24 protein-coding genes and 1 pseudogene are annotated in these 25,856 nt (G+C 59.1%); 12 read left to right on the top strand and 13 right to left on the bottom strand.

Annotation, left to right across the window (positions count from 1 at the left end):
* Nucleotides 1-31 precede the first annotated feature (31 nt).
* The 9 genes from hutH to mdoH all read left to right on the top strand — a co-directional run bounded on the left by hutH (nucleotide 32) and on the right by mdoH (nucleotide 12,077).
* Nucleotides 32-1,564 carry a histidine ammonia-lyase gene (hutH, locus tag AC1D1M_RS10010; protein WP_477775513.1) on the top strand — a complete coding sequence of 511 codons (1,533 nt, stop codon included), beginning with the start codon at nucleotides 32-34 and terminating at the stop codon, nucleotides 1,562-1,564.
* Nucleotides 1,565-1,673: 109 nt separating this feature from the next.
* Nucleotides 1,674-3,080 carry an amino acid permease gene (locus AC1D1M_RS10005; RefSeq protein ID WP_008002958.1) on the top strand — a complete coding sequence of 469 codons (1,407 nt, stop codon included), beginning with the start codon at nucleotides 1,674-1,676 and terminating at the stop codon, nucleotides 3,078-3,080.
* Between the two features lie 17 nt (nucleotides 3,081-3,097).
* On the top strand, nucleotides 3,098-4,303 hold the full coding sequence (gene hutI, locus AC1D1M_RS10000) for an imidazolonepropionase (protein ID WP_477775512.1): 1,206 nt from the start codon (nucleotides 3,098-3,100) through the stop codon (nucleotides 4,301-4,303).
* Between the two features lie 10 nt (nucleotides 4,304-4,313).
* Nucleotides 4,314-5,111: an N-formylglutamate deformylase gene (hutG, locus tag AC1D1M_RS09995; RefSeq protein WP_477775511.1), complete on the top strand. Its 798-nt coding sequence runs from the start codon at nucleotides 4,314-4,316 to the stop codon at nucleotides 5,109-5,111.
* 171 nt (nucleotides 5,112-5,282) lie between these two features.
* Nucleotides 5,283-5,750 carry a DUF3757 domain-containing protein gene (locus tag AC1D1M_RS09990; protein ID WP_477775510.1) on the top strand — a complete coding sequence of 156 codons (468 nt, stop codon included), beginning with the start codon at nucleotides 5,283-5,285 and terminating at the stop codon, nucleotides 5,748-5,750.
* 222 nt (nucleotides 5,751-5,972) lie between these two features.
* Nucleotides 5,973-6,944: a prolyl aminopeptidase gene (gene pip / locus AC1D1M_RS09985; RefSeq protein WP_477775509.1), complete on the top strand. Its 972-nt coding sequence runs from the start codon at nucleotides 5,973-5,975 to the stop codon at nucleotides 6,942-6,944.
* Complete coding sequence (gene dtd, locus AC1D1M_RS09980; protein WP_477775508.1) at nucleotides 6,941-7,378, top strand: D-aminoacyl-tRNA deacylase; 438 nt, start codon at nucleotides 6,941-6,943, stop codon at nucleotides 7,376-7,378. The genes pip and dtd overlap by 4 nt, the downstream gene beginning before the upstream one ends.
* 321 nt (nucleotides 7,379-7,699) lie before the next feature.
* Nucleotides 7,700-9,514 carry a glucan biosynthesis protein G gene (locus AC1D1M_RS09975; RefSeq protein ID WP_477775507.1) on the top strand — a complete coding sequence of 605 codons (1,815 nt, stop codon included), beginning with the start codon at nucleotides 7,700-7,702 and terminating at the stop codon, nucleotides 9,512-9,514.
* Nucleotides 9,507-12,077, top strand: a complete 2,571-nt coding sequence (gene mdoH / locus AC1D1M_RS09970) for a glucans biosynthesis glucosyltransferase MdoH (RefSeq protein ID WP_477775506.1) — start codon at nucleotides 9,507-9,509, stop codon at nucleotides 12,075-12,077. Before AC1D1M_RS09975 ends, mdoH begins: the two co-directional genes overlap by 8 nt.
* A gap of 315 nt (nucleotides 12,078-12,392) precedes the next feature.
* Here mdoH and AC1D1M_RS09965 read toward each other — a convergent pair whose 3' ends face one another.
* The 12 genes and pseudogenes from AC1D1M_RS09965 to ubiE all read right to left on the bottom strand — a co-directional run bounded on the left by AC1D1M_RS09965 (nucleotide 12,393) and on the right by ubiE (nucleotide 23,111).
* Complete coding sequence (locus AC1D1M_RS09965; protein ID WP_477775505.1) at nucleotides 12,393-14,717, bottom strand: phosphatidylinositol-specific phospholipase C domain-containing protein; 2,325 nt, start codon at nucleotides 14,715-14,717, stop codon at nucleotides 12,393-12,395.
* 217 nt (nucleotides 14,718-14,934) lie between these two features.
* The gene (locus AC1D1M_RS09960) at nucleotides 14,935-15,648 is read right to left on the bottom strand and encodes a methyl-accepting chemotaxis protein (protein ID WP_477775653.1); all 714 of its coding nucleotides are present in this window, start codon (nucleotides 15,646-15,648) and stop codon (nucleotides 14,935-14,937) included.
* Between the two features lie 141 nt (nucleotides 15,649-15,789).
* Nucleotides 15,790-16,851: pseudogene (locus AC1D1M_RS09955) on the bottom strand (methyl-accepting chemotaxis protein); the annotation flags it as partial.
* Nucleotides 16,852-17,061: 210 nt separating this feature from the next.
* The gene (locus AC1D1M_RS09950; RefSeq protein ID WP_007996288.1) at nucleotides 17,062-17,769 is read right to left on the bottom strand and encodes a 16S rRNA (uracil(1498)-N(3))-methyltransferase; all 708 of its coding nucleotides are present in this window, start codon (nucleotides 17,767-17,769) and stop codon (nucleotides 17,062-17,064) included.
* On the bottom strand, nucleotides 17,766-18,560 hold the full coding sequence (gene tatC, locus AC1D1M_RS09945; RefSeq protein ID WP_007989278.1) for a twin-arginine translocase subunit TatC: 795 nt from the start codon (nucleotides 18,558-18,560) through the stop codon (nucleotides 17,766-17,768). The genes AC1D1M_RS09950 and tatC overlap by 4 nt, the downstream gene beginning before the upstream one ends.
* Nucleotides 18,557-19,000, bottom strand: a complete 444-nt coding sequence (tatB, locus tag AC1D1M_RS09940) for a Sec-independent protein translocase protein TatB (RefSeq protein ID WP_477775504.1) — start codon at nucleotides 18,998-19,000, stop codon at nucleotides 18,557-18,559. The genes tatC and tatB overlap by 4 nt, the downstream gene beginning before the upstream one ends.
* A gap of 10 nt (nucleotides 19,001-19,010) precedes the next feature.
* On the bottom strand, nucleotides 19,011-19,283 hold the full coding sequence (locus tag AC1D1M_RS09935; RefSeq protein ID WP_218439040.1) for a twin-arginine translocase TatA/TatE family subunit: 273 nt from the start codon (nucleotides 19,281-19,283) through the stop codon (nucleotides 19,011-19,013).
* 25 nt (nucleotides 19,284-19,308) lie between these two features.
* A complete protein-coding gene (locus AC1D1M_RS09930; RefSeq protein WP_085717300.1) occupies nucleotides 19,309-19,641 on the bottom strand; it encodes a phosphoribosyl-ATP diphosphatase in 333 nt (110 codons plus the stop codon).
* On the bottom strand, nucleotides 19,634-20,035 hold the full coding sequence (gene hisI / locus AC1D1M_RS09925) for a phosphoribosyl-AMP cyclohydrolase (protein WP_007975565.1): 402 nt from the start codon (nucleotides 20,033-20,035) through the stop codon (nucleotides 19,634-19,636). Before hisI ends, AC1D1M_RS09930 begins: the two co-directional genes overlap by 8 nt.
* Nucleotides 20,036-20,116: 81 nt before the next feature.
* Nucleotides 20,117-21,721 carry a ubiquinone biosynthesis regulatory protein kinase UbiB gene (ubiB, locus tag AC1D1M_RS09920; protein ID WP_477775503.1) on the bottom strand — a complete coding sequence of 535 codons (1,605 nt, stop codon included), beginning with the start codon at nucleotides 21,719-21,721 and terminating at the stop codon, nucleotides 20,117-20,119.
* Nucleotides 21,718-22,341, bottom strand: coding sequence for a ubiquinone biosynthesis accessory factor UbiJ (locus AC1D1M_RS09915; protein ID WP_477775502.1), 624 nt, complete (start codon nucleotides 22,339-22,341; stop codon nucleotides 21,718-21,720). The genes ubiB and AC1D1M_RS09915 overlap by 4 nt, the downstream gene beginning before the upstream one ends.
* The gene (ubiE, locus tag AC1D1M_RS09910; protein WP_007989286.1) at nucleotides 22,341-23,111 is read right to left on the bottom strand and encodes a bifunctional demethylmenaquinone methyltransferase/2-methoxy-6-polyprenyl-1,4-benzoquinol methylase UbiE; all 771 of its coding nucleotides are present in this window, start codon (nucleotides 23,109-23,111) and stop codon (nucleotides 22,341-22,343) included. Before ubiE ends, AC1D1M_RS09915 begins: the two co-directional genes overlap by 1 nt.
* A 155-nt stretch (nucleotides 23,112-23,266) precedes the next feature.
* On the opposite strand from ubiE, the gene AC1D1M_RS09905 reads away from it, so the two are divergent.
* The 3 genes from AC1D1M_RS09905 (at nucleotide 23,267) to AC1D1M_RS09895 (ending at nucleotide 25,033) form a co-directional block, all read left to right on the top strand.
* Nucleotides 23,267-23,542, top strand: coding sequence for a polyhydroxyalkanoic acid system family protein (locus AC1D1M_RS09905; RefSeq protein WP_477775501.1), 276 nt, complete (start codon nucleotides 23,267-23,269; stop codon nucleotides 23,540-23,542).
* 206 nt (nucleotides 23,543-23,748) lie between these two features.
* A complete protein-coding gene (locus AC1D1M_RS09900) occupies nucleotides 23,749-24,171 on the top strand; it encodes a phasin family protein (protein ID WP_477775500.1) in 423 nt (140 codons plus the stop codon).
* A 10-nt stretch (nucleotides 24,172-24,181) separates the two neighbouring features.
* Complete coding sequence (locus AC1D1M_RS09895) at nucleotides 24,182-25,033, top strand: phasin family protein (protein WP_477775499.1); 852 nt, start codon at nucleotides 24,182-24,184, stop codon at nucleotides 25,031-25,033.
* A gap of 192 nt (nucleotides 25,034-25,225) precedes the next feature.
* Here AC1D1M_RS09895 and AC1D1M_RS09890 read toward each other — a convergent pair whose 3' ends face one another.
* A complete protein-coding gene (locus tag AC1D1M_RS09890; protein ID WP_477775498.1) occupies nucleotides 25,226-25,846 on the bottom strand; it encodes a TetR/AcrR family transcriptional regulator in 621 nt (206 codons plus the stop codon).
* Nucleotides 25,847-25,856 lie beyond the last annotated feature (10 nt).

Raw genomic sequence — 25,856 nt, 5'->3', positions numbered from 1 at the left:
GTTAACAACTAACTCTCAAAAGGAGCAAAAAATGACTGCGCTAAATTTGATTCCAGGCCAACTGAGCCTTGCCCAACTGCGTGATGTTTATCAGCAGCCGGTCAAAATCACCCTCGACCACAGCGCCTCGGCCCAGATTGAAGCCAGCGTTGCCTGCGTGGAGCAGATCCTCGCCGAGAACCGCACTGCCTATGGCATCAACACCGGTTTCGGCCTGCTGGCCTCGACCCGCATTGCCAGCGAAGACCTGGAAAACCTGCAGCGCTCGTTGGTGCTGTCCCACGCCGCCGGTGTCGGCCAGCCGATCAGCGACGCGCTGGTGAGACTGGTCATGGTGCTCAAGGTCAACAGCCTGAGCCGTGGTTTCTCCGGTATCCGTCGTGTGGTGATCGACGCGCTGATCGCCCTGATCAATGCCGAGGTGTACCCGCACATTCCATTGAAAGGCTCGGTCGGAGCTTCCGGTGACCTGGCACCTCTGGCCCACATGTCCCTGGTGCTGCTGGGCGAAGGCAAGGCGCGCTACAAGGGTGAGTGGATGGAAGCCACCGAAGCGCTGAAAGTCGCCGGTCTGACCCCGCTGACCCTGGCCGCAAAAGAAGGTTTGGCGCTGCTCAACGGCACTCAAGTGTCCACAGCGTTTGCCCTGCGTGGCCTGTTCGAAGGTGAAGACCTGTTCGCCGGTGCCTTGGCGCTGGGCGGCCTGACCGTTGAAGCGGTGCTGGGTTCGCGTTCGCCGTTCGACGCCCGCATCCACGCTGCCCGTGGCCAGAAAGGCCAGATCGATGCCGCCGCCGCGTATCGTGATCTGCTGGGTGAGCGCAGCGAAGTCTCCGACTCCCACGAGAACTGCGAGAAGGTCCAGGATCCGTACTCCCTGCGTTGCCAGCCACAAGTCATGGGCGCCTGCCTGACCCAGTTCCGTCAAGCGGCCGAAGTGCTGGCGATCGAAGCCAACGCCGTTTCCGACAACCCGCTGGTGTTCGCCGCTGAAGGCGATGTGATTTCCGGCGGCAACTTCCACGCCGAGCCGGTGGCCATGGCCGCTGACAACATGGCATTGGCCATCGCTGAAATCGGCTCCCTGAGCGAGCGCCGTATCTCGTTGATGATGGACAAGCACATGTCGCAACTGCCGCCGTTCCTGGTGGCCAACGGTGGTGTGAACTCCGGCTTCATGATCGCCCAGGTGACCGCGGCGGCACTGGCCAGCGAGAACAAGGCGTTGTCCCATCCGCATTCGGTGGACAGCCTGCCGACTTCCGCCAACCAGGAAGACCACGTATCCATGGCGCCGGCGGCTGGCAAGCGTCTGTGGGAAATGGCCGAAAACACCCGTGGGATTCTCGCGGTGGAATGGCTGGCTGCCGCTCAGGGCCTGGACCTGCGCAATGGCCTGAAAACCTCGCCGAAACTGGAAAAGGCTCGGGCCATCCTGCGTAACGAAGTGCCGTTCTATGAGAAAGACCGCTTCTTCGCGCCAGACATCAATGCGGCGTCTGAATTGTTGGCCTCGCGCTGCCTGAACGAGCTGGTGACAACGAAGTTGCTGCCTAGCCTGTAACGGCCCTTTCACGAGACGGCTCGCTTCCACATCGGTTCGTTTTAACATGTGGGGGCGAGCTTGCTCGCGATTCGATTTTGCGTCGAATAACAATAACTAGGGACGAGAAATGCAACAGCCGGAAAAAGGTTTGAAACGCGGGCTCTCTGCCCGACATATTCGCTTCATGGCGCTGGGGTCGGCGATCGGCACCGGGCTGTTTTATGGATCCGCCTCGGCCATTCAAATGGCCGGGCCTGCGGTACTGCTCGCTTACCTGATCGGTGGCGCGGCGGTGTTCATGGTCATGCGCGCCCTCGGTGAGATGGCAGTGCACAACCCGGTAGCCGGCTCCTTCGGCCAGTACGCCAGCACCTACCTGGGGCCGATGGCGGGCTTCATCCTCGGTTGGACCTACGCATTCGAAATGGTCATCGTCGGCATGGCCGACGTCACTGCATTCGGTATTTACATGGGCTTCTGGTTCCCGGAAGTTTCCCGCTGGATCTGGGTGCTGGGTGTCGTTTCCATCGTTGGCGGCTTGAACCTGTGCAACGTCAAAGTCTTCGGTGAAATGGAGTTCTGGCTGTCACTGCTCAAGGTCGCTGCCATCGTTGCGATGATCCTGGGTGGTTTCGGCATCATGTGGTTCGGCATCAGCTCGGCCCCCGGCCAAGCGACCGACATCAGCAACCTCTGGAGCCACGGCGGCTTCATGCCCAATGGCATGGGCGGTCTGATTGCTTCGTTCGCGGTGGTGATGTTTGCGTTTGGCGGTATTGAAATCATCGGCGTAACGGCAGGTGAAGCCAAAGACCCGCAGCACGTGCTGCCCCGGGCGATCAATGCTGTACCGTTGCGCATCCTGCTGTTTTACGTGCTGACGATGCTGGTGCTGATGTCGATCTTTCCATGGCAGCAGATCGGCAGCCAGGGCAGCCCGTTCGTGCAGATTTTCGACAAGCTGGGGATCAGTTCGGCGGCCACCATCCTCAATATCGTGGTGATCACGGCGGCGATTTCGGCGATCAACAGTGACATCTTCGGCGCTGGCCGCATGATGTTCGGTCTGGCCCAGCAAGGGCATGCACCCAAGGGCTTCGCCCGCCTGTCGCGCAATGGCGTGCCATGGATGACGGTCGTGGTGATGAGTGCCGCGCTGTTGCTGGGTGTGTTGCTGAACTACTTGATACCGGAAAACGTGTTCCTGCTGATCGCTTCCATCGCGACCTTTGCCACGGTGTGGGTCTGGCTGATGATTCTGGTTACCCAAGTGGCCATGCGGCGGTCCATGAGCGCCGAGCAGGTTGCACAACTGAAATTCCCGGTACCGCTCTGGCCCTATGCGCCGGCGGCGGCGATTGCCTTCATGCTGTTCATTTTCGGTGTGCTGGGCTATTTCCCGGACACCCAGGCAGCGCTGATCGTCGGCGTGGTCTGGATCGTGTTGCTGGTGCTGGCTTACCTGACATGGGTGAAACCGGCGGCGGGCCAGGCAGCCCTGGTGACGCAGGACCCTACTTTTTCTCATCGATAACCTAATGGAGGCCAAGGATGAAAACTCTCTGGCAACACTGTCACGTCGCAACCATGGCAAAAGGCGTCTACTCGATCATCGAGGACGCGGCCATCGTGACGTCAGGAGCGCACATTGAGTGGATCGGCCCGCGCGGTGAGTTGCCGGCGGGCGAGTACCCGGCCGTCAATGATTTGAATGGGGCCTGGGTCACGCCGGGCCTGATCGACTGCCATACCCATACGGTGTTCGGCGGTAACCGCAGCGGTGAATTCGAACAGCGCCTGCAAGGTGTCAGCTACGCGGAAATCGCCGCCAGCGGTGGCGGCATCGCCAGTACCGTGCGCGCCACCCGCGCAGCCAGTGAAGACGAACTGTTCGCCAGTGCCGCCAAGCGCCTGAAAAGCCTGATGCGCGATGGCGTCACCAGCATCGAAATCAAGTCCGGCTACGGCCTGGACCTGGCCAACGAGCGCAAGATGCTGCGTGTGGCCCGTCGCCTCGGCGCCGAACTGCCGGTCAGCGTGCGCAGCACCTGCCTGGCGGCTCACGCCTTGCCGCCGGAATACGCCGATCGCGCTGATGACTACATCGATCACATCTGCGCCGACATGCTCCCGGCCCTGGCCGCCGAGGGATTGGTGGACGCGGTGGACGCGTTCTGCGAGTACCTGGCATTCTCCCCGGCGCAGGTCGAGCGGGTGTTCATTACCGCTCAGGAACTGGGCCTGCCGGTGAAGCTGCACGCCGAGCAGTTGTCGTCGCTACACGGTTCGAGCCTGGCGGCGCGCTATCACGCACTGTCCGCTGATCACCTGGAATTCATGACCGAGGACGACGCCATCGCCATGGCCAAGTCCGGTACCGTCGCCGTGCTGTTGCCCGGTGCTTTTTACTTCCTGCGCGAAACCCAATTGCCGCCAATGGAAGCCCTGCGCAAGCACGGCGTGAAAATCGCCATCGCCAGCGACCTCAATCCGGGCACCTCGCCGGCACTGTCGTTGCGTCTGATGCTGAACATGGCTTGCACCTGCTTCCGCATGACCCCGGAAGAAGCCCTGGCCGGCGCGACGATTCATGCCGCCACCGCGCTGGGCATGGCCGACACCTATGGCTCGCTGGAGGTCGGCAAGGTTGCGGATTTCGTCGCCTGGCAAATCGATCGTCCGGCCGACCTGTGTTACTGGCTGGGCGGCGACCTGGAAAAACGCGTCGTGCGCCACGGCGTCGAATCAAGTCTGTAGGAGATCTGTTGTGGATAAGGTTCTGAACTTCAAACAAGGCCGCGTACCGCTGCTGATCAGCATGCCCCACGCTGGCGTGCGCCTGACCCCGGCAGTCGAAACCGGGTTGATCCCTGACGCGAAAAGCCTGCCGGACACCGACTGGCACATCCCGCAGCTGTACGATTTCGCCGCCGAACTGGGGGCCAGCACCCTGGCCGCCGAATATTCGCGGTTCGTCATTGACCTGAACCGGCCATCCGACGACAAACCGTTGTACGTCGGCGCGACCACCGGCCTGTACCCGGCCACGCTGTTTGACGGCATTCCGTTGTTCCGCGAGGGGCTGGAGCCTTCAAAAGAAGAGCGCGCGACGTATCTGGAGCAGATCTGGACGCCGTATCACAGCACCCTGCAAAACGAACTGGCGCGCCTGAAAGCCGAGTTCGGCTATGCGCTGCTGTTCGATGCCCACTCGATCCGCTCGATCATCCCGCACCTGTTCGACGGCAAACTGCCGGACTTCAACCTTGGCACTTTCAACGGTGCCAGTTGCGATCCACAGCTCGCGACCCGACTGGAAGCGATCTGCGCCGGGCACCCGGATTACAGCCATGTGCTGAACGGGCGCTTCAAGGGCGGGCATATCACTCGCCATTACGGCAACCCGGCCGAGAACATCCATGCGGTGCAACTGGAACTGGGGCAGTGCACGTATATGGAAGAGTTCGAGCCATTCCGTTATCGCCCGGACCTGGCGGAGCCGACGCGGGTGGTGTTGAAGGAATTGCTGCAAGGGCTGCTGGCCTGGGGGCAGCAGCGTTATTGATTGGCGGCTTTCAATGATCGCGCATTTATGCGCGATCATTTTTTTCGCTGTGAATCGAGGAATTAGCCTACAGCAAATGCAGGCGGATTTCGGCGCCATCAAGTCTGAAAAAAAATATTGTCTGCGAGAGACTTTTCTCTTTCATGCAATCAATTTCAGGAAGGCGCGTTAATGAAATCAAAATTACTTGTGTCGGCGTTGTTGGTCCTTCTGACACAACAGGCCCAGGCGTTGGATATCGAGCATTGCCCTCTGCCTCAAGTCATAAAAAATACCAGTGGCGTCTACTCGGCGCTGACGATCAGCAGAAAAGGGCAATGGGTCGGCGCCGCAACGGCGCCTCGCCCGGAAACAAGCGACCGTTTTTCAGCCGATGAGGTCAAGACCTTTGATGGAGCAGTTTTTTATACGACACAGCAAAACGGTATCGCCCGAGGTGTATTGAGCCGTTGCATGTATACAAACAGGGGCGGAGAGCGCCTGGACTTGTATCATCGTCCGGATGTTCGGCCCGACCTGGCCGTGAAATTGCTCGATATCAAGAATTGGCAACTTCAACCGACATCTGCCACCGGGTTGCAAACCTATCTTTGCAAGAGCAAAGAGCAGGGTGGGTGTGTTTTTGCCCTGATCGAATGATGTGATCAGAATCAAATAAGTCGATCAACCGCCTGGGCATTGCGCAGGCGGCGAACCATGGTCGACGGGTGGTCACCGTTACGAAAACCTGCTCGGGCGCATGGCTGACAAATTGTGACCCCGCACGGACATGCTCATTGACGTAAATCGGGTTTATGATGCCGGACGGCAGAATAATAGAAGTCCCCCCAGGGATGACCTCGACCCTTTACGGAGTGCGCAATGCAGACTTTGTACCCGCAGATCAAACCCCACGCCCGGCACGATCTGGCCGTCGATGCGACCCACACCTTGTACGTCGACGAAAGCGGTTCACCGGAAGGTTTGCCGGTAGTGTTCATCCATGGCGGCCCCGGTGCCGGATGTGATGCCCAGAGTCGTTGCTTCTTCGATCCCAACCTGTATCGCATTGTCACGTTCGATCAGCGCGGTTGCGGTCGCTCCACCCCCCACGCCAGCCTGGAAAACAACACCACTTGGGATCTGGTCGCCGACCTTGAGCGGATTCGCCAGCACCTGGGCATCGACAAATGGGTACTGTTTGGCGGCTCCTGGGGTTCGACCCTGGCGCTGGCCTACGCCCAAACCCATCCTGAGCGTGTGCACGGCCTGATCCTGCGCGGGATCTTTCTCTGCCGTCCGCAGGAAATCGAATGGTTCTACCAGGCCGGCGCCAGCCGTCTGTTCCCAGACTACTGGCAGGACTACATCGCGCCGATCCCGCTGGACGAGCGCGACGACTTGCTTACCGCGTTCCACAAGCGTCTGGTCGGTAACGACCAGATTGCCCAGATGCACGCGGCCAAGGCCTGGTCCACCTGGGAGGGCCGCACCGCGACCCTGCGTCCTAACCCGATGGTGGTCGATCGCTTCTCCGAACCGCAGCGCGCGTTGTCGATTGCCCGCATCGAATGCCACTACTTCAGTAACCATGCCTTCCTGGAGCAGAACCAGTTGATCCGCGACATGGGCAAGATCGCCCATTTGCCCGGCGTGATCATCCATGGTCGTTATGACGTGATCTGCCCGCTGGATAACGCCTGGGAATTGCATCAAGCCTGGCCGAACAGCGAATTGCAGGTCATCCGCGATGCCGGTCATGCCGCTTCCGAGCCGGGAATAACCGACGCGCTGGTACGCGCCGCCAATCTGATGGCCCGGCGTCTGCTCGACCTGCCGCCTGAAGAAGCATGAAGGGCCTATTGCAACGGGTGCGAGGCGCGCGGGTCGAGGTCGCGAGCGAAGTCGTAGGTGCCGTCGATCAGGGATTGCTGGTCCTGGTGGCCGTCGAGCCTGACGATACGCGGGCCAGCGCTGACAAACTTCTTAATAAGCTGCTTAACTATCGGGTGTTCAGTGACGCTGAGGGCAAGATGAATCTGTCCTTGGCGGATGTGGGCGGCGGGCTGCTGCTGGTCTCTCAGTTCACCCTGGCTGCCGATACTAAAAACGGGCTGCGTCCGAGTTTTTCGACTGCGGCCCCTCCGGCGCTGGGCGAGGAGCTATTCGACTATCTATTAAGCAAAGCGAAACAGGTGCATGGCACTGTGGCATCAGGTAGATTCGGCGCGGATATGCAGGTGCACCTGGTCAATGATGGCCCGGTAACCTTCCTGTTACAGACCTGAAAGCGTTTGAAACAAGTTTTTACGTTCATTTCGACTGAAAACAGGGCTTTTTCGCGATAAATACTTTGTTACCCCTGATGCGTTGTAACGCGGCCTACTAGATAATCCCGCGCTACGGGGATCAGCGTTCGTTGGTCCATTTTGACTTAGGTAGAGACTTGTCCGTATCCGATTGGGGAATCATTTCGCCCCAGCGGAGTCGGAACAATGCTCGCCAACTTGGCAAGAGTGGTTTGCAAGGGCGGTTTTTTCATACCGCACACCCTGCAGACCCTTTAACTGGCCGTTGGTTTTTTGATCTGTTTTCGGCGAGGGTTGCTCGTGATTGTTAGTCCCTGTAACGCACCAAAATTGTCTGCCAAACGGTTACGCAGCGCCCTGGTAGCGGGCTCTGCACTGCTCTGCCTGCTCAGCGCCGGTCAGCTTTGGGCATTCAGTCTGGATGATGTATCGGCCAAGGCAAAAGAGCTGGCCGCGCAGAAATACGAAGCGCCGCGCAGTAACCTGCCGAACGAGTTCCGCGACATGAAATTCGCGGACTATCAGAAAATTCGTTTTCTGACGGAAAAAGCCGAGTGGGCTGATCAGAAGACGCCGTTCAAGCTGTCCTTCTATCACCAAGGCATGCATTTCGATACGCCGGTGAAAATCAACGAAATCACCGCGAACACCGTCGAAGAGATCAAATACGACCCGAGTCGTTTCGACTTCGGCGACATGCAGTTCGATCCCAAGGCCACCGAACAACTGGGTTATGCCGGTTTCCGTGTGCTGTACCCGATCAACAAGGCCGACAAGCAAGACGAAATCATGACCATGCTCGGCGCGAGCTACTTCCGCGTCGTCGGCAAGGGCCACGTCTATGGTTTGTCCGCTCGCGGCATGGCGCTGGATACCGCATTGCCGTCCGGCGAAGAATTCCCGCGTTTCCGCGAATTCTGGATTCAGCAGCCCAAGCCAGGCGACAAGCACCTGGTGATCTTCGCCCTGCTGGATTCTCCGCGTGCCACCGGCGCCTATCGCCTGACCCTGCGTCCGGGCAGCGACACCATCGTCGACGTCAAGGCGCAGATGTTCCTGCGTGACAAGGTCGGCAAACTGGGTATCGCCCCGTTGACCAGCATGTACCTGTTCGGCGCCAACCAGCCGTCGAAAGTACTGAACTACCGTCGCGAGCTGCACGACTCCAGCGGTCTGGCGATCCATGCCGGCAACGGCGAGTGGATCTGGCGTCCGCTGAACAATCCGAAACACCTGGCCGTGAGCAACTTCAGCGTGGAAAACCCGCGCGGCTTCGGTCTGCTGCAACGTGGCCGCGACTTCAGCCACTATGAAGACCTCGACGACCGGTACGACAAGCGCCCAAGCGCCTGGATCGAGCCAAAGGGTGATTGGGGCAAGGGCACAGTCGACCTGGTCGAGATTCCGACCGCCGACGAAACCAACGACAACATCGTCGCCTTCTGGAACCCGGAAAAATTGCCGGAACCTGGCCAGCCGCTCGATGTCGCTTATCGTATGCACTGGACCATGGATGAAGACTCGATTCACGCGCCGGACAGCGCCTGGGTCAAACAGACCCTGCGTTCCACCGGTGACGTCAAACAGTCCAACCTGATTCGTCAGCCGGACGGCAGCGTTGCCTACCTGGTGGACTTCGAAGGCCCATCCCTGGCGGCTTTGCCGGCCGATGCGGACGTTCGCAGCCAGGTCAGCGTCGGCGACAACGCCGAGCTGGTGGAAAACAGCGTGCGCTACAACCCTGAAACCAAGGGCTGGCGCCTGACCCTGCGGATGAAGATCAAGGACCCGGGCAAGTCCACCGAGATGCGTGCCGCGCTGGTGCAGAACATCGTGCCGGCGGACCTGGCCAAGACTTCGATTCCGTCGTCGAACTCGTCGGTTGCCAAGGCCGACAAGGTTGCCGCCAAGCAACAAGAGAAAGCTGACAAGGAAGCCAAGCAAGCGGAGGCCAAGCAGGCTGAAGCGAAGCCTGTTGCAGATGCCAAGGACAAGGCCAATAAAGACGCCAAGCAGCCTGCCGCTGCCGACGCGGCCCCAGCCACACCGGAATCGGCCCCGACTGAAGAAGTCCTGACCGAGACCTGGAGCTATCAGTTGCCTGCCGATGAGTAACTCTCAAGTACGGCCAGAAACTCTCTCCGAGTATCTGGCGCATCTGCCAATGACCGACCAGCAGCGCGCGGAACTCGCGGGCTGCCAGTCTTTCAGCGAATTGCACGAACGCCTGTCATCCTCGACGTTCGACGCCCCGACCGAAGCCGCCCAGGCTTCGGTCGGCAAACGCCTGACCCTGAGCACCGCGGAAGAGCTGCAGGACGCGGAAATGCTGGCGCTCGACGCCAACGGCCGGGTTTGCCTCAAGGCGACCCCGCCGATCCGGCGGACCAAGGTCGTGCCGGAGCCGTGGCGCACCAACATTCTGGTGCGTGGCTGGCGTCGGATGACCGGTCGAACCAATCCGCCGAAGCCGCCGAAGGACGAACGTGTCCTGCCGGCCGCGCGCTGGCGTACCGTGGGTTCGATCCGTCGCTACATTCTGTTGCTGCTGATGCTCGGCCAGACCATCGTCGCCGGCTGGTACATGAAAGGCATCATGCCGTACCAGGGCTGGTCGTTCGTCGATCTCAACGAAGTGCTGCACCAACCGCTGCTGCAAACCGCCACGCAAGTGCTGCCGTATGCCTTGCAGACCAGCATCCTGATCCTGTTCGGGATTCTGTTCTGCTGGGTATCGGCCGGCTTCTGGACCGCGCTGATGGGCTTCCTCGAATTGCTGACCGGCCACGATAAATACCGTATCTCCGGTAAAAGTGCCGGCAACGAGCCGATTCCAAAGGATGCGCGCACCGCCCTGGTGATGCCGATCTGCAACGAAGACGTGCCACGGGTATTCGCCGGCTTGCGGGCGACCTTCGAGTCGGTGGCGGCCACGGGTGACCTGGACCGCTTCGACTTCTTCGTCCTCAGCGACAGTAACGACGCCGATATCTGCGTCGCCGAGCAACAGGCCTGGCTGGACGTCTGCCGTGAAGCCGGGGGCTTCGGCAAGATCTTCTATCGCCGCCGTCGCCGTCGCGTTAAGCGTAAAAGCGGCAACCTCGACGACTTCTGCCGTCGCTGGGGCGGTGACTACAAGTACATGGTCGTACTCGACGCCGACTCCGTGATGAGCGGCGAGTGCCTGACCAGTCTGGTGCGCCTGATGGAAGCCACGCCGGACGCCGGGATCATCCAGACCGCGCCGCGTGCGTCGGGCATGGACACCCTGTATGCGCGCATGCAGCAGTTCGCCACTCGCGTGTATGGCCCGCTGTTCACCGCCGGCCTGCACTTCTGGCAGCTGGGCGAGTCGCACTACTGGGGCCACAACGCGATCATCCGCATGAAGCCGTTCATCGACCACTGCGCCCTGGCGCCGTTGCCGGGTAAAGGCGCGTTCTCCGGCTCGATCCTGTCCCACGACTTCGTTGAAGCCGCGTTGATGCGCCGTGCAGGCTGGGGCGTGTGGATTGCCTACGACTTGCCGGGCAGCTATGAAGAACTGCCGCCGAACCTGCTGGACGAACTCAAGCGTGACCGTCGCTGGTGCCACGGTAACCTGATGAACTTCCGCCTGTTCCTGGTCAAGGGCATGCACCCGGTGCACCGCGCGGTGTTCCTGACCGGCGTGATGTCCTACCTGTCGGCGCCGTTGTGGTTCTTCTTCCTGGTGTTGTCGACGGCGCTGTTGGCGGTCAACACGCTGATGGAGCCGCAGTACTTCCTCGAACCGCGCCAGCTTTATCCGCTGTGGCCGCAATGGCACCCGGACAAGGCGATTGCGCTGTTCTCGACCACCATCGTGCTGCTGTTCCTGCCGAAACTGTTGAGCATCATCCTGATCTGGGCCAAGGGCGCGAAAGAGTTCGGTGGCAAGTTCAAGGTGACCCTGTCGATGCTGCTGGAGATGCTGTTCTCCATGCTGCTGGCGCCGGTGCGGATGATCTTCCACACCCGTTTCGTCCTCGCCGCGTTCCTCGGCTGGGCCGCGACCTGGAACTCGCCGCAACGTGACGACGACTCCACGCCGTGGAGCGAGGCGGTCAAGCGCCATGGTCCACAAACCCTGCTGGGCTTCTTCTGGGCCATGCTGGTGATCTGGCTGAACCCGAGCTTCCTGTGGTGGCTGGTGCCGATCGTCGGTTCGTTGATGCTGTCGATCCCGGTATCGGTGATCTCCAGCCGTGTCGGCCTGGGCCTCAAGTCCCGTGACGAGAGCCTGTTCCTCATTCCTGAGGAATACAATCCGCCACAGGCCTTGCTGGCCACCGACCAGTACACCCACGAAAACCGCTGGCACGCGCTGAACGACGGCTTCGTCCGTTCGGTGGTCGATCCACAGCAGAACGCCCTGGCGTGCTCGCTGGCGACTTCCCGGCACAATCAGGCTGAGCCGATTGAATGGCTGCGGATCGAGCGGGTGCGGCATGCGATGAAGGTTGGTCCTGAAGGCCTGACCAACAACGAGCGTGTGCAACTGCTGAGTGACCCGGTGGCCTTGGCCCGCTTGCACGAGCAGGTCTGGAGCGAAGGGCACCCCGAGTGGCTGGGTGCGTGGAGGGCGTCAGTGAAGGCCGATCCTCATGCGCCGCTGCTGCCACTCAAGCCTTTGAGCATGCAGCCTCAAATGGCCTGACAAAAGACCCGCGAAAGCGCGTTGAAAAATCGAAAAGCCCTGCAGGTTTGCACTTGCAGGGCTTTTCTCGTTTTTTTGGTTTGGTTCTAGTCATGGTCCGCGCAAGTTGTTGGAGTTCGCCTCGCCAGCGGGGGTCTTCGATGTGTCGAAGGATCCGCAGCGGAGAGTTTCTAACATGTGTTTTGTAAAATTAACACTACGCCAGAGATACTTTAATATACCCAGGTGCGGTAAAAAATTCACAGATGTGCCGTATTTTAGTTTGTGGTGAACTCCGGCAATAACGACGATGAACTATGGCATTTAAAAGGAGCCTTATGACCTGCGCGGGAGGATCAACTCACGCCATATCGAATCCACTCCACCCGCAAATGAACACCTAACGCGCACTTTTAGCTCAAGTGAGGGAGATGCGTCGGTTATAGTTACTTCATTTTGCAGTCCTACCTGCACCGGGAGTGGGATTCCCGCCACTATAACTGCGAATTTGTACTCAATGAGTTTTTCATCATCTATGATGGGTGGTGCCCAAGCAAAAGTTATCCTCTGATTGGCAATATTCGTAACTCGAAATTCCCTAGGGGTGTTGTTTGGTATTGCTTCTAAAATAGAAGGAATGCCTTTGTCGTTGATTGCCCAGACGTCGATGACGGAGTAATCATCTATTGGTCGATTCAGTTCGTAGCTATTTTCTGACGCTGCTAAAAATATAGGGGGAGCTTCGTTCAATGAAAGTGCGTAGCTTTTTATGTTTGGACTGGATGAGTGGGTCCAAGTGATAGTTGTGCTCTCCTGCTTGGGTGTTACTTGAAGGTTCGTAACTGGCTGTGGTGGTGTAAGGTCTAAAGTTATTTCGAAAAATTCTGGTTCTGATTTTTCGAAAGCACTACGCTCTGATGCGAAAAATGTTTTAATTGTTACCTTTGTGCCTATCCAGTTGGGTGGGCTGGTGTTTACTATTGGCTCTCCTAGAGTGAGCGGATAAATATGGTAGTCGCTAAACGCGCAATACAAAGTATGCTCAGGGTCAGTGATTTCGGGAGTCACATCCCAGTTACTGATGGCTCTGCATTTTCCATCTTCTGGAGCGGATAAAGTGTATCTATGATTGTATAATTTATGTGTGATTGGGAATCGTGTGAATGTTACGTATTCAGAGTAGAGTGCGTTAATATCTTTGGCGCGAACTTCAAATACATATTTTTCAGATGGGTTTAGTCCAGTAATTTGATGAATTTGTCTGAAGCCATCTGCGTGCTTTAAAAATCTGTTATGTTGCCCGTTGATTTTCAGTTCATATCCGTCGACGCCCGCTTCATCATATGATGGATCCCAAGCTATTTCTACAGTGTGTGGGGGCGCGTAGCCATATCTTCTAACGAAAGCAAATTTAGGTAGAGTTGGAGCTACGGTGTCCTGAATCAGAGTGACTGGCTCAGAAAATGCTGAGTAGTTTCTGAGCATATCGAAGGATCTAACTTTGAATGTTGTGTTTACCTTAGGAAAGTCTTTTACTTGATGGTTGGTGCTGTTCGTGAGTGCGAAATGACCATCGTCCCGAAAAATTTCATAGCCGTAGACGCCAAGGTCATCCGCGGAAGCGGTCCAGTTGAATAGTATGGTGTTTTGGTAGTTGCCGTCTGTGACATCATCATTTCGCATTTTTCTTACGATAAAATCGGTAGGGGCGCTTGGTGCGTACCGGTCATTGGCTCTGCGTTTATTAAGTGCTATGCAACGGTCAGTGACGCTGATTTGGGTGTCGAGCCGTTCAATAAAATCAACCATCACAATGTTACAATTCTGGAAGCCCTCTTTGAAGGTTTCTCTGCGTACCGGATGGTTGCGATCTAAATTCTTCGGGCCTGTGGCGGTATAGACCGAGGCGCTTAATGCCCATATGCCTGACAAATCTGGGCTTTTCATTGTTCGAACTACAAGCTCCTCGATCCCGGAATCGGAACTGTCAGCGGGGTTCCACTTGTGGCTGAGTGAACCCCACATATATTCCTGCCAACTCGCTGGAGCGCCATGGTTAAAAAATAAAACAATACTGCGTCCAGGGTGTCTTTGACGAATTTCACCTATTTTCAAGTCTGAAGCTGAACTTGGAATCAATAAGTCTTTAATGGGGTCGAAATATGGAAGGCAACGTTCCAGACTGTCGTCGGGAAACCTGCCGCGATCATAATCGTGAAAGTCGAGGATTACGATTTCACCAGGATTGGCTGTTATGAAGTTTTTTACATCTCTAATTAAATGCTCAAACCGTCGCCCTGCACTGGCGAGCTTATGCTTGAACTCAAAAACCTTATGAAATTTCGTGATGGGATTGTGATTGCCGGTAGTTTTTGTATAGCTACTGTCAACCAGACGTAAATCGAGGTGGCGTGCGCCAGCGGCTAACTGCTCAGGAAATGATTTAACTTGGTTGGCTCCATACAATTCCTCAGGCCCCCAGGTTCCTGCCAAATCCACACCAGAGTTGTGGGCACCAGGAATAGCCAGTTGACTCATTTTCAGTTGTGCGATGTCCGCCGCGATATCTGTCATCCAGCGGCTGTAGTTGATTCTGGGTTCTGCAGGTTCGAGGGAGGGGGAAGGCAAGTCGACAGGTGTATTGGCTGGATCGTCTTTCATGATTGTGCTCCTGGAAAATGACAGGAACACGATGGTGAGCCGTTCTTGAAAGTCGCGTAACTAGCAGAACTGTTAGTCCTGCTGAGCGGTTGCTTTACTAACTTTCAACGGTTGATCATCCGCTCTCACGAGCTCAATGATTGATTCAACGGCATCGATTGAGATTGGCCGGCGTGTGGTCCACCGGCCTCTCATGCTGTTTAGTTCTGTGGTGACTTTAAACTTTGAACCGCCCCACCAGCATCTGCAAATGCGTCCCCAGCCGCGCCAGCTCGACGCTGGAGGCTGCAGTCTCTTCACTGGCCGCCGATGTCTGGTCCGACACATCCCGCACATTCAGCACACTACGGTTGATCTCTTCAGCCACGGCGCTTTGCTGTTCGGCGGCAGCGGCGATCTGCTGGTTCATCGCCTGGATCGCCGACACCGTGCGGGTGATGCTTTCCAGTGAGCCGCCGGCGCGGCGGGTCAGTTCGACACTGCTGTCGGTCAGGGTGCGGCTGTTGTCCATGATGGTCGCCACTTGTTGCGTACCGCTTTGCAGGCCGACGATCAGTTCTTCGATCTCTTCGGTGGACTTCTGGGTGCGCTGGGCCAGACTGCGGACTTCGTCTGCCACCACGGCAAAACCGCGCCCGGCTTCACCGGCACGGGCGGCTTCAATCGCGGCGTTGAGGGCCAGCAGGTTGGTTTGCTGGGCCACGGATTTGATCACATCGAGCACGCTGCCGATCTTGTCGCTTTCGCGCTTGAGTTCGCCCATGGCTTCGGTGGAGTGGCCGACTTCCTTGGCCAGGCGTTCGATCTGGGCGATGGCTTCACCCACCACTTTGTCGCCCTCGCGGGCCTGCTGGTCGGCGGCGACGGCGGCTTCGGAGGCCTCTTCGGCGTTACGCGCAACTTCCTGCACGGTCGCGGCCATTTCGTTCATGGCTGTCGCGACCTGATCGGTCTCGACTTTCTGGCTGTTGACTCCGGCGCTGGTTTGCTCGGTGACGGCAGACAGTTCTTCAGCGGCGCTGGCGATCTGCGTGACGCCATCGCTGATGCCGCCGATCAGTTCACGCAAGCCCTGGGTCATGCTCTGCATGGCACGCTGCAACTGGCCGAGTTCGTCGCGGCGCTGCGACGTCAGGTTGTGGGTCAGGTCGCCACTGGCGACGCGCTCGGCGACGGCCAGGGTCTGGTTCAACGGAATGATGATCTGCCGGGTGATCGCCCACGCGGCCAGCAGGCCGAAGGCGATGGCCAGTACGGTGGCGAGGGTCAGCATGTTCTTGGCATGGGCGGCGTCGGTGTCACGCACGGCGGTTTGCGAGACGGTGAGTTTCTGGCTCATGTCCAGCAGGATCTCGCCTTGGGCAGACATGCGTACCAGGGCCTTGGCGCTGGCCACCTGGGAGTCGCGGAACTGGCTGACAGCGGCGCGGTAGGCCTTCAGCGAATCAGTCGCCTGTTGCAGGTTGGCGATGTGTTCTTCAGGCAGTTTGGCCGGCAGGCTCTCGAGGTTCTTCAGGGCGTTGTCGATCGCGTCGAGGGCTGGCTGTTCGGCCTCTCTCTTGCCGCTGTAGGTGTAGCCGCGGACCTGGAAGCGCGCCTGCTGGATCAGTTTGCTGAGGTCGATCACGCTGTTGAAGGCGGTTACGCTGTCGCCTTGCAGCATGGATTTTTCCACTTCGGCGACGCGGGCCACGGCATTGTCGGCGGTGGCGCCGAGTTTGCTGCGGGCGTCTTCACGCTGGGCGCCGGCCTGGGTCATGTCGCTGAAGGCACGACGGTATTCGGCGACAGCGGCCAGTTGTTGATCGACCATGGCCGTATCAGCCGGTTGCTCGATCAGGCCGCGGGCGGTCTGCAGGCCGCTTTCGAGTTTGCCCAACAGATCGTTGACGGCGCCGGGACCTTGTTCGCCGCGACGCATCTCGTAATCCAGGCGGGCAATGCGCAGGTCCTTGGTCAGGTCGTTGAGACTGGCGATGAACCCCAGTTTATCGCCCCGGCTGGTCACGCCGCTCAGGCCGCTCCAGCCGGTGAAGGTGATCAGCAGGGTCAGTAACAGCACCAGACCGAAGCCGATCCCCAGCTTGCGTTTGACGCTGACGTTTCCCAGATTCTCGGCTAGCCATTGATACATGCTGAAACTCCCCGGACCACAATTTGGTTTTATGGGGGGTTATCGGCCGGCGTGCGGGGTTCTGTAGTACGGGTGGCTGATCATCCAGGGCAGATGACGGACCTGTGGGAGCGAGCTTGCTCGCGATAGCGGCGTGTCAGTCAACAATGAAGTGGCTGATACACCGTCATCGCGAGCAAGCTCGCTCCCACAGGGGAATGTGGCCGGGGATTAGAAAAGTCGTGCCAGCAGCGCGGTCACGGCGGTTTCGACGCGCAGGATGCGTTCGCCCAATTGCACCGGTTGCAGCCCGGACTTGCCCAGCAGGTCGATCTCGTAGGGAATCCAGCCACCCTCGGGGCCGATGGCTAGGGTCACCGGTTCGCTGAGGGCGCGCGGGCAGGGCGGGTAGTTGCCCGGATGCCCCACCAGGCCGAGGGTGCCTTCGGTGATCGCCGGCAGACGATCTTCGACGAAGGGCTTGAAGCGCTTCTCGATCACGACTTCCGGCAGCACGCTGTCCCGGGCCTGTTCGAGGCCGAGGATCAACTGCTCGCGAATCGCCTCTGGCTCCAGGAAGGGGGTCTGCCAGAAGCTCTTCTCGACGCGATAGCTGTTGACCAGCACGATCCGTGGCACACCCATAGCCGCCACGGTCTGAAACACCCTGCGCAGCATCTTGGGTCGTGGCAGGGCCAATACCAGGGTCAATGGCAGCTTGGCCGGTGGTGGCTGGTCGAGGGTGACGCGCAATTCGGCTTCGTCGGCGTCCAGGCGCAGCACTTCGGCCGAACCCATCAGCCCGCCGATCCGCCCGACGCGCATGCTGTCGCCGACTTCACAGCGATGGACTTCCTGCATGTGGGTCAACCGGCGATCACGCAGGATCGCCCGGTCGGCCGCAATGAAATCGGCCTCTTCGAGGAGCAGCAGGTTCACGCTTGGGTCGCTGGCGGCTGGTCGTTGTGGTCGTCAGCCGGTTGGTCGTCCGGATGCTCGCCACGCTTGCTGATCAGGCTGCCAAACAGGATGCCGATTTCGAACAGCAACCACATCGGCACGGCCAGCAAGGTCTGCGAGAAGATGTCCGGTGGCGTCAGGATCATGCCGACCACGAAGCAGCCGATGATCACGTACGGGCGGATCTTCTTCAGGTATTTGACGTCGACCACGCCGATCCACACCAGCAGCACCACGGCCACCGGGATTTCGAACGCCACGCCAAAAGCGAAGAACAGCGTCATGACGAAATCGAGGTAGCTGGTGATGTCGGTCATCATTTCGACACCGGCCGGAGTGGCGGAGGCGAAGAACTTGAAGATCAGCGGGAACACCAGGAAGTAGGCGAAGGCCATGCCGGCGTAGAACAAAAAGATGCTGGAGACCAGCAAGGGTACGGCAATGCGTTTTTCATGTTTGTACAGGCCGGGGGCGATGAAACCCCAGATCTGGTGCAGGATCACCGGGATGGCCAGGAACAGCGAAACCATCATGGTCAGCTTCAGCGGCGTCAGGAACGGCGACGACACGTCGGTGGCAATCATCGTCGCGCCGGCCGGCAAGTACGCACGCAGCGGTGTCGAGACGAAGGTGTAGATCTGCTGGGTGAAGGCAAACAGGCCGGCGAAGATGATGAAAATCGCCGCTACGCAGCGCAGCAGTCGGGTACGCAACTCGGTGAGGTGCGAAACCAGCGGCATGTGCTGGTCGTTTTCAGGAAGATCGCTCATGGGGCTCGCGGCGGCAGTATTGGGTCATGAGGGGCTGGCGCAACAGGCGCAGCCGCAGGTGTGACAGGTTCAACCGGAGTGGCTGCTACAACGGGTGCAGGTTCTGCCGCGGCTGCAGCAGGTGCTGCGACGCTAGCGGCGGGAGCCTGAATCGTCTGCTCTCCCACATGCTCCACCGGCGTCGGCTCCTGCTGGGTCGGCGTGAAGATTTTCCGCGCCTCCTGCTCAAGCGACAGGATGTGCTCGTTGTGCAGTTGCCGACGAATCTCGTCGGCACCGATTTCACGTTCAACTTCCTGTTTGATCGCGTTGAAGCTGCGCTTCAGGCGCCCGACCCACAGGCCAGCGGTGCGCGCAGCGCCCGGCAAGCGCTCGGGGCCCAGCACCAGCAGAGCGACGAGGCCGACGAGCAGCAGTTCAGAGAAGCTGATACCAAACATTAGTCAGTGCTCACACGTCTTTGCGGATCGGCTCTTCGACTTTCTGGGCCTGCACGTCGATGGTGTGCGGCTGGTTCACCGAGGCCTGCGGCTGAACAGGCGGAACCGGTTGGGCCGGGGTCGCAGTCGGGTCGGCCGGTTTTTCGTCGTCGTTCATGGCTTTCTTGAAGCCCTTGATCGATTCGCCGACGTCAGTGCCGAGGTTCTTCAGTTTCTTGGTGCCGAACACCAGTACCACGACAACCAGGATGACGATCCAGTGTTTCCAGTCAAAAATGCCCATGCTGCTGCTCCTCTCTAATAGTTATTCAGGCGGACGGGCGCGAGGCTTTCTCGGCGTGTCCGGAGAGACCGAAACGACGGTCCAGTTCATCGAGTACAGCCTGTGGATGCTGCCCCAATTGGGCGAGCATGACCATGCTGTGGAACCACAAATCGGCGGTTTCGTAGATCACATCGCTGCAGTCGCCGCTGACGGCGGCATCTTTGGCGGCAATGATGGTTTCGACCGACTCTTCGCCGACTTTTTCCAGAATCTTGTTCAAGCCCTTGTGATACAGGCTGGCGACATACGAGCTGTCGGCGGCGGCGCCTTTGCGCTGCTCCAGCACTTCGGCCAGACGGGTCAGTGTGTCACTCATGTTTGTGCCCTGCGCAATAGATGGCGTGCGGATCTTTCAGAACCGGGTCGACGGTTGTCCAGTCGCCGTTCTCATAGACGCGGTAGAAGCAGCTCTGGCGGCCGGTATGACAGGCGATGTCGCCGATCTGCTCGACCATCAGGATGATGACGTCGGCGTCGCAGTCCAGGCGCATCTCGTGCAGGGTTTGCACATGGCCGGACTCTTCGCCCTTGCGCCACAGCTTGCCACGGGAGCGTGACCAGTAAATGGCACGGTTCTCGGCAGCGGTCAGTTCCAGTGCTTCGCGGTTCATCCAGGCCATCATCAGGACGCGCCCGGTCTTGTGATCCTGGGCGATGGCCGGCACCAGGCCGTCAGCGTCCCACTTGATCTCGTCCAGCCAGTTTTTCATCTTCGACTCCGACAGCGGGCTCGACACTTCAATAGCCGAGCTCAGGCGTTGAAACAGTGTGCCAGTCGTTCACACAACTGGCTATCGGCGCACGACCAGATACAAACCGACCGCCATCATGATGCCGGCCGGCCAGTAAGCCAACTGGTTCAGCGGGCCGCCAGCGGCAAGGATCGCGCCCCCGGCCAGGTGAGCTGTGCCGAGCAGGCGCAGGAACCAGTCGTCACGGCGTCGATGCCACGCTGGCGGCGGGTCGTAGGCGTGGGGCTGGGACATGCGTTCGAGCAGGTCGCGGGCCATGTTGGCCAGGTGCGGGATCTGTTCGAACTGGCTGTGCACGTTGCCTAGCAGGGCTTTGGGGCTGACCCGTTCGCGCATCCAGCGTTCGAGGAACGGCTGCGCGGTGTTCCACAGGTCGAGGTCCGGGTACAGCTGGCGGCCCAGGCCTTCGATGTTCAACAAGGTTTTTTGCAGCAGGACCAACTGTGGCTGCACTTCCATGTTGAAGCGGCGCGCGGTCTGGAACAGGCGCATCAGCACCTGACCGAAGGAAATATCCTTCAGCGGTTTTTCGAAGATCGGCTCGCACACGGTACGGATCGCTGCTTCGAATTCGTTGAGTTTGGTTTCCGCCGGCACCCAGCCCGAATCGATGTGCAACTGCGCCACGCGACGGTAATCGCGCTTGAAGAAGGCGAACAGGTTGCGCGCCAGGTAATCCTGGTCTTCCGGGGTCAGGCTGCCGACGATACCGCAGTCGATGGCGATGTACTGCGGGCTCCACGGGTTCACGGTACTGACGAAGATGTTGCCCGGGTGCATGTCGGCGTGGAAGAAGCTGTCGCGGAACACCTGGGTGAAGAAAATCTCCACGCCGCGTTCGGCGAGCATTTTCATGTCGGTGCGCTGGTCGGCCAGGGTCGCCAGATCGGTGACCTGAATGCCGTAGATGCGTTCCATCACCAGCACTTTCGGCCGGCACCAGTCCCAATAGACTTGCGGCACGTACAGCAACGGCGAGCCGTCGAAGTTGCGCTTCAACTGGCTGGCGTTGGCCGCCTCGCGCAGCAGGTCGAGTTCGTCGTAGATGGTTTTTTCGTAATCGCTGACCACGTCCACCGGGTGCAGCAGGCGCGCATCGGCCGAGAGTTTTTCGGCGGCGCGAGCGAGGATGAACAGCCACGCCAGGTCCTGGGCGATCACCGGTTTGAGGCCGGGGCGGATCACCTTGACCACTACTTCTTCGCCGGTTTTCAGTTGCGCGGCATGCACCTGCGCTACCGAGGCCGAGGCCAGCGGTTCGACGTCGAAACGGCTGAACACGTCGCTGATTTTCTTGCCCAGCTGTTCTTCGATCAGCTTGACCGACACTTGCGAGTCGAACGGCGGCACGCGGTCCTGCAGCTTCATCAGCTCATCGGCGATGTCTTCTGGCAGCAGGTCGCGACGGGTGGACAGGATCTGCCCGAACTTGATGAAGATCGGCCCCAGGTCCTGCAACGCCAGGCGCAGGCGCGCGCCACGGCTCAGGTCCAGGGTCTTGCGCGGGAACCAGCGCCACGGCAAGACATAACGCAACGCCCGCAGAAACCAGGGCAGCGGCAGGGCGAACAGCAGATCATCGAGGCGGTAGCGGATCACGACGCGCTGGATGCGCAACAAACGGCGGACGGCAAGCAGCTTCATGCGTTATCGCTTGGGTCGAGGGATCGGGAAAGGCGCTCGAAACGCGCCTCGAGACGTTCCAGATCGAGCTTGATCTGGTCCAGTTCGCTGAATCGGGCTTCGGCTTCGCGCTGACCGACGAGGGTCCGCGATTCTTCGGCCAGGTATTCGCCCAGGTTCTGGCCCAGGCCGGCAAAGCCTTGCTGATACCAGCGGGCGCGACTGCGCAGGTGACCGCCGAGCAGTTGCGTGGCCACGGGGCCGAGCCAGCGGGAGAGTTCGTACTCCCAGTCCAGCTCCAGGTCCTGAAGGATCGCCGCGAGTTCCAGCAGCACGCCGCTGTCGCCGTCGAGTTCGACTTCAGGGCTGTGCAGGATCGAGGTCTTGTCCTTGCTCATGGTCAGCTTCAACAGGCTCGAAGCCGGTGCACGCAGGGTGCAGTCGGCGCCGGTTTCCCACTGGGAGGCGAGCATCAGGCCTTCGTCGCTGGGCAGGATGAACAGTTGCAGCGCCGGGCTGCGGCAATCGACGGCAATCACTTTGCCGGTCAAATGCGCCAGCCGCGGCAGCGCCGTGCTGTCGAGACGCAGCACCCGGTTCAGGCCGAGTTCAACGCTGGCGAGCAGGCCGGCGAGCAGCATCAGGGCTTGATGCCGCGGTGCAGGGCAACGATGCCTGCGGTCATGTTGTGATAGGTCACGCGGTCGAAACCGGCCTCGACCATCATCGACTTCAGGGTTTCCTGGTTCGGGTGCATGCGGATCGATTCGGCCAGGTAGCGATAGCTCTCCGAGTCGTTGGTGATCAGCTTGCCCATCAGCGGCATGAAGGCGAACGAGTAGGCGTCGTAGGCCTTGGACATCAGCGCGTTGGTCGGCTTGGAGAATTCCAGCACCAGCAAACGGCCGCCAGGCTTGAGCACGCGCAGCATCGAGCGCAGGGCATCTTCCTTGTGGGTCACGTTGCGCAGGCCGAAGGCGATGGTCACGCAGTCGAAATGGTTATCCGGGAACGGCAGTTTTTCCGCATCGGCCTGGACGAATTCGACGTTGCCGGCCACACCGAGGTCCAGCAGGCGGTCACGACCGACCTTGAGCATGGATTCGTTGATGTCGGCGAGCACCACCTGGCCGGTCGGGCCTACCAGATGTGAGAACTTGCGGGTCAGGTCGCCGGTACCGCCGGCGATGTCCAGCACGCGGTTGCCGGTGCGCACGCCCGACAGTTCGATCGCGAAACGCTTCCACAGACGGTGCATGCCGCCCGACAGAAGGTCGTTCATCAGGTCGTACTTGGCGGCTACGGAGTGGAAAACCTCAGCGACTTTTTCCGCTTTCTGGCTTTCCGGAACGTTTTTGAAGCCGAAGTGAGTGGTGGGTTCGGCATCGCTGCCTTTGCGCTGATCAGTCATATCGCTGTCACCAAAAGAGAATGCGCGACATTCTAATCCCCAAGGCATGCTTTGTCTTGGCAAGGCTGAAGGTAAGATGGGCAACCATCGGGACGTTTTGACGCAGCAGAGGTCAAGATGCCTCGGGAAAGCATCCATAAAGCAGGAGTCATTTGATGGCCCGTATTAGTGTTGAACGTGCCCATGGCCTGGGTAAGGAAGCGGCTCGCGAGAAGGCCGACAAGCTGGCGCAGAAACTTTCCGATCAGTATGGCCTGGAGCCGCAGTGGTCCGGCGACACCCTGAACCTCACGCGCTCGGGTGTGAAGGGCGCGGTGCATGTCAGTGAAGATTCGATCAAGGTCGACGTGGAGCTGGGCCTGATGATGTCGGCCATGAGCGGCATGATCAAAGCGGAAATCGAAAAGGCGCTGGATAAAGCGTTGGCGTAACACGAAAAAGATCGCAGCCTTCGGCAGCTCCTACATTGGTACGGCATAAGTCTGTAGGAGCTGCCGAAGGCTGCGATCTTTTCCTGAAGGCACCACCGATTTATGTCAGTTGTTAGGGTGCCGTTTCTAATTTTTCTCCCTACTTTGTGCCAGAGCCCGACACTTACCCGGGCAGTTCCTCAAACCTTTTGCGCGTGAGGTGCACCATGGCCAAAGTTATTTTGAAGAAAAAAACCGACCCGTCGACCGGCACGCTGAGCGACGTCAAATCCTATGCCCGCAAGATCTGGCTGGCAGGCCTGGGTGCCTACGCCAAGGTCGGTCAAGAGGGCAGCGAGTACTTTCAAGAACTGATCAAGGCTGGTCAGGTTGTTGAAAAGAAAGGCAAAAAGGTAGTCGCTGAGAAGCTTGAAGCGGCTAATGCCGAGATCGATGAAGCCAAGAGTGAAGTCAGCACTTTCAAAGGCCGCGTCGAAGTCCAACTCGACAAGGTCGAGAAGGCGTTCGACACGCGTGTCGCAAGTGCCTTGAATCGTATCGGTATTCCGTCTAAACATGACGTTGAGACACTCTCTGCTAAGCTCGATGAGCTGACGGCATTGCTCGAACGTGTCGCGCGTAAATCTTAAGGAGAACGGGATGGCTGTTAAAAAGAAAACCGAAAAAGAAGGCAGCTCGTGGATCGGGAAGGTTGAAGATTACTCCCGAAAAATCTGGCTGGCTGGTTTAGGCGTGTACTCGAAGATCGACACTGACGGCAGCAAACTCTTCGATGCATTGGTTAAGGACGGCGAGAAAGCCGAGAAGCTCACCAAGAGCGCTGTTGGCAAGACTGTCGACGCCGCCAAGGACTCCGCTTCTTCGGCCAAGTCGCGCATCAGCGGTGTGAAAGATCGCGCACTGGGCAAGTGGGATGAGCTGGAAGGCGCTTTCGACAAGCGTCTGAACAGCGCCATTTCGCGTCTGGGCGTACCGAGCCGCAACGAAGTCAAAGCACTGCACAGCAAGGTCGAAACTCTGACCAAGCAAATCGAAAAACTGACCGGTGCCAAGGTTGCGCCTGTTGCGGCGAAAACCGCGGCGGCCAAACCTGCTGCCAAGCCGGCCGCCAAAACCGCAGCCAAGCCACTGGCAAAAGCGGCGGCCAAGCCTGCTGCTAAAACCGCTGCTGCAAAACCTGCAACGGCGAAGCCAGCAGCCAAACCGGTTGCTGCGAAAGCCGCCGCCAAACCAGCTGCCAAGCCTGCGGCTAAAACGGCTGCTGCAAAACCAGCTGCCGCCAAGCCAGCAGCCAAACCCGCTGCGGCGAGAAAGCCTGCAGTGAAAAAGCCGGCAGCTCCAAAAGCCGCCGCGCCAAAACCAGCAGAGGCAGCTGCCAAACCGGCAACGCCGGCAGCTCCGGTCAGCGCATCGAACTCCGCGACCGCGCCAACCCCTGCTGTCACCCCGACTGCCGCGCCAGCTCCATCGACGCCAACCAGTCAGTCCTGATTTTCAGGGCTCAAGAAAACGCCCGGCCTGTGAAGGTCGGGCGTTTTTGTTTGTGCACGAATCTCTGAGCGACACAAGCCCACTGTGGGAGCGAGCTTGCTCGCGATAGCGGTGTATCAGTCGACATCCATGTTGGCTGAACAGACGCCATCGCGAGCAAGCTCGCTCCCACAGGGTTTGGGGGTGTCGGGTTTACTCGTGGTCTTCCAGGTACTCCATCGCCATCTGTTCGGTCGCAGCCTTCATCGACGGCAGCAGGTGCGGCGCCACCAGCATCATGATCTGGTAAACCACCAATCGCACCTCGCCCTGACGATCAAGAATCCGCTGGTAATCCAGCGAGAACAGCAGTGTCAGGGTGATCTGCTCCACCAATTGCCCCAGTGCCTGGGTATCGCTGACCAGCAGCCCTTGCGCTTGCAATCGCGCCAGCAACGACGCCAGTGTGCGCTTGAGTGCATTGAGCAGGTTGCGAATGCCCTTGGCCAGTTTCGGCAGGCGCCCGGCGAGGTTCGACAGGTCTTGGAACAGGAACCGGTAGTGGGACAGGCGTTCGACGATCAGGTGCAGGAACAGCCAGTATTCTTCGGGTGCCAGTTCAGCATCGGCCGGTGGATCGAGCAAGGGCGCCAGTTCGCCCTGAAAGCGCTCGAACAGCCCGAGAATCAGCGGTTCCTTGCCGTGGAAGTGGTAGTAGAGGTTGCCCGGGCTGATGCCCATTTCATTGGCAACTTCCATGGTGGAGACATTCGGTTCGCCCTTTTGATTGAACAACTGCAGGGCACATTCGAGGATCCGGTCGCGGGKTTTCATCCAGTCTTCT

The organism is Pseudomonas sp. P1_F7 (assembly GCF_056405655.1).
This window is presented reverse-complemented; position numbering and strand designations above follow the sequence as displayed.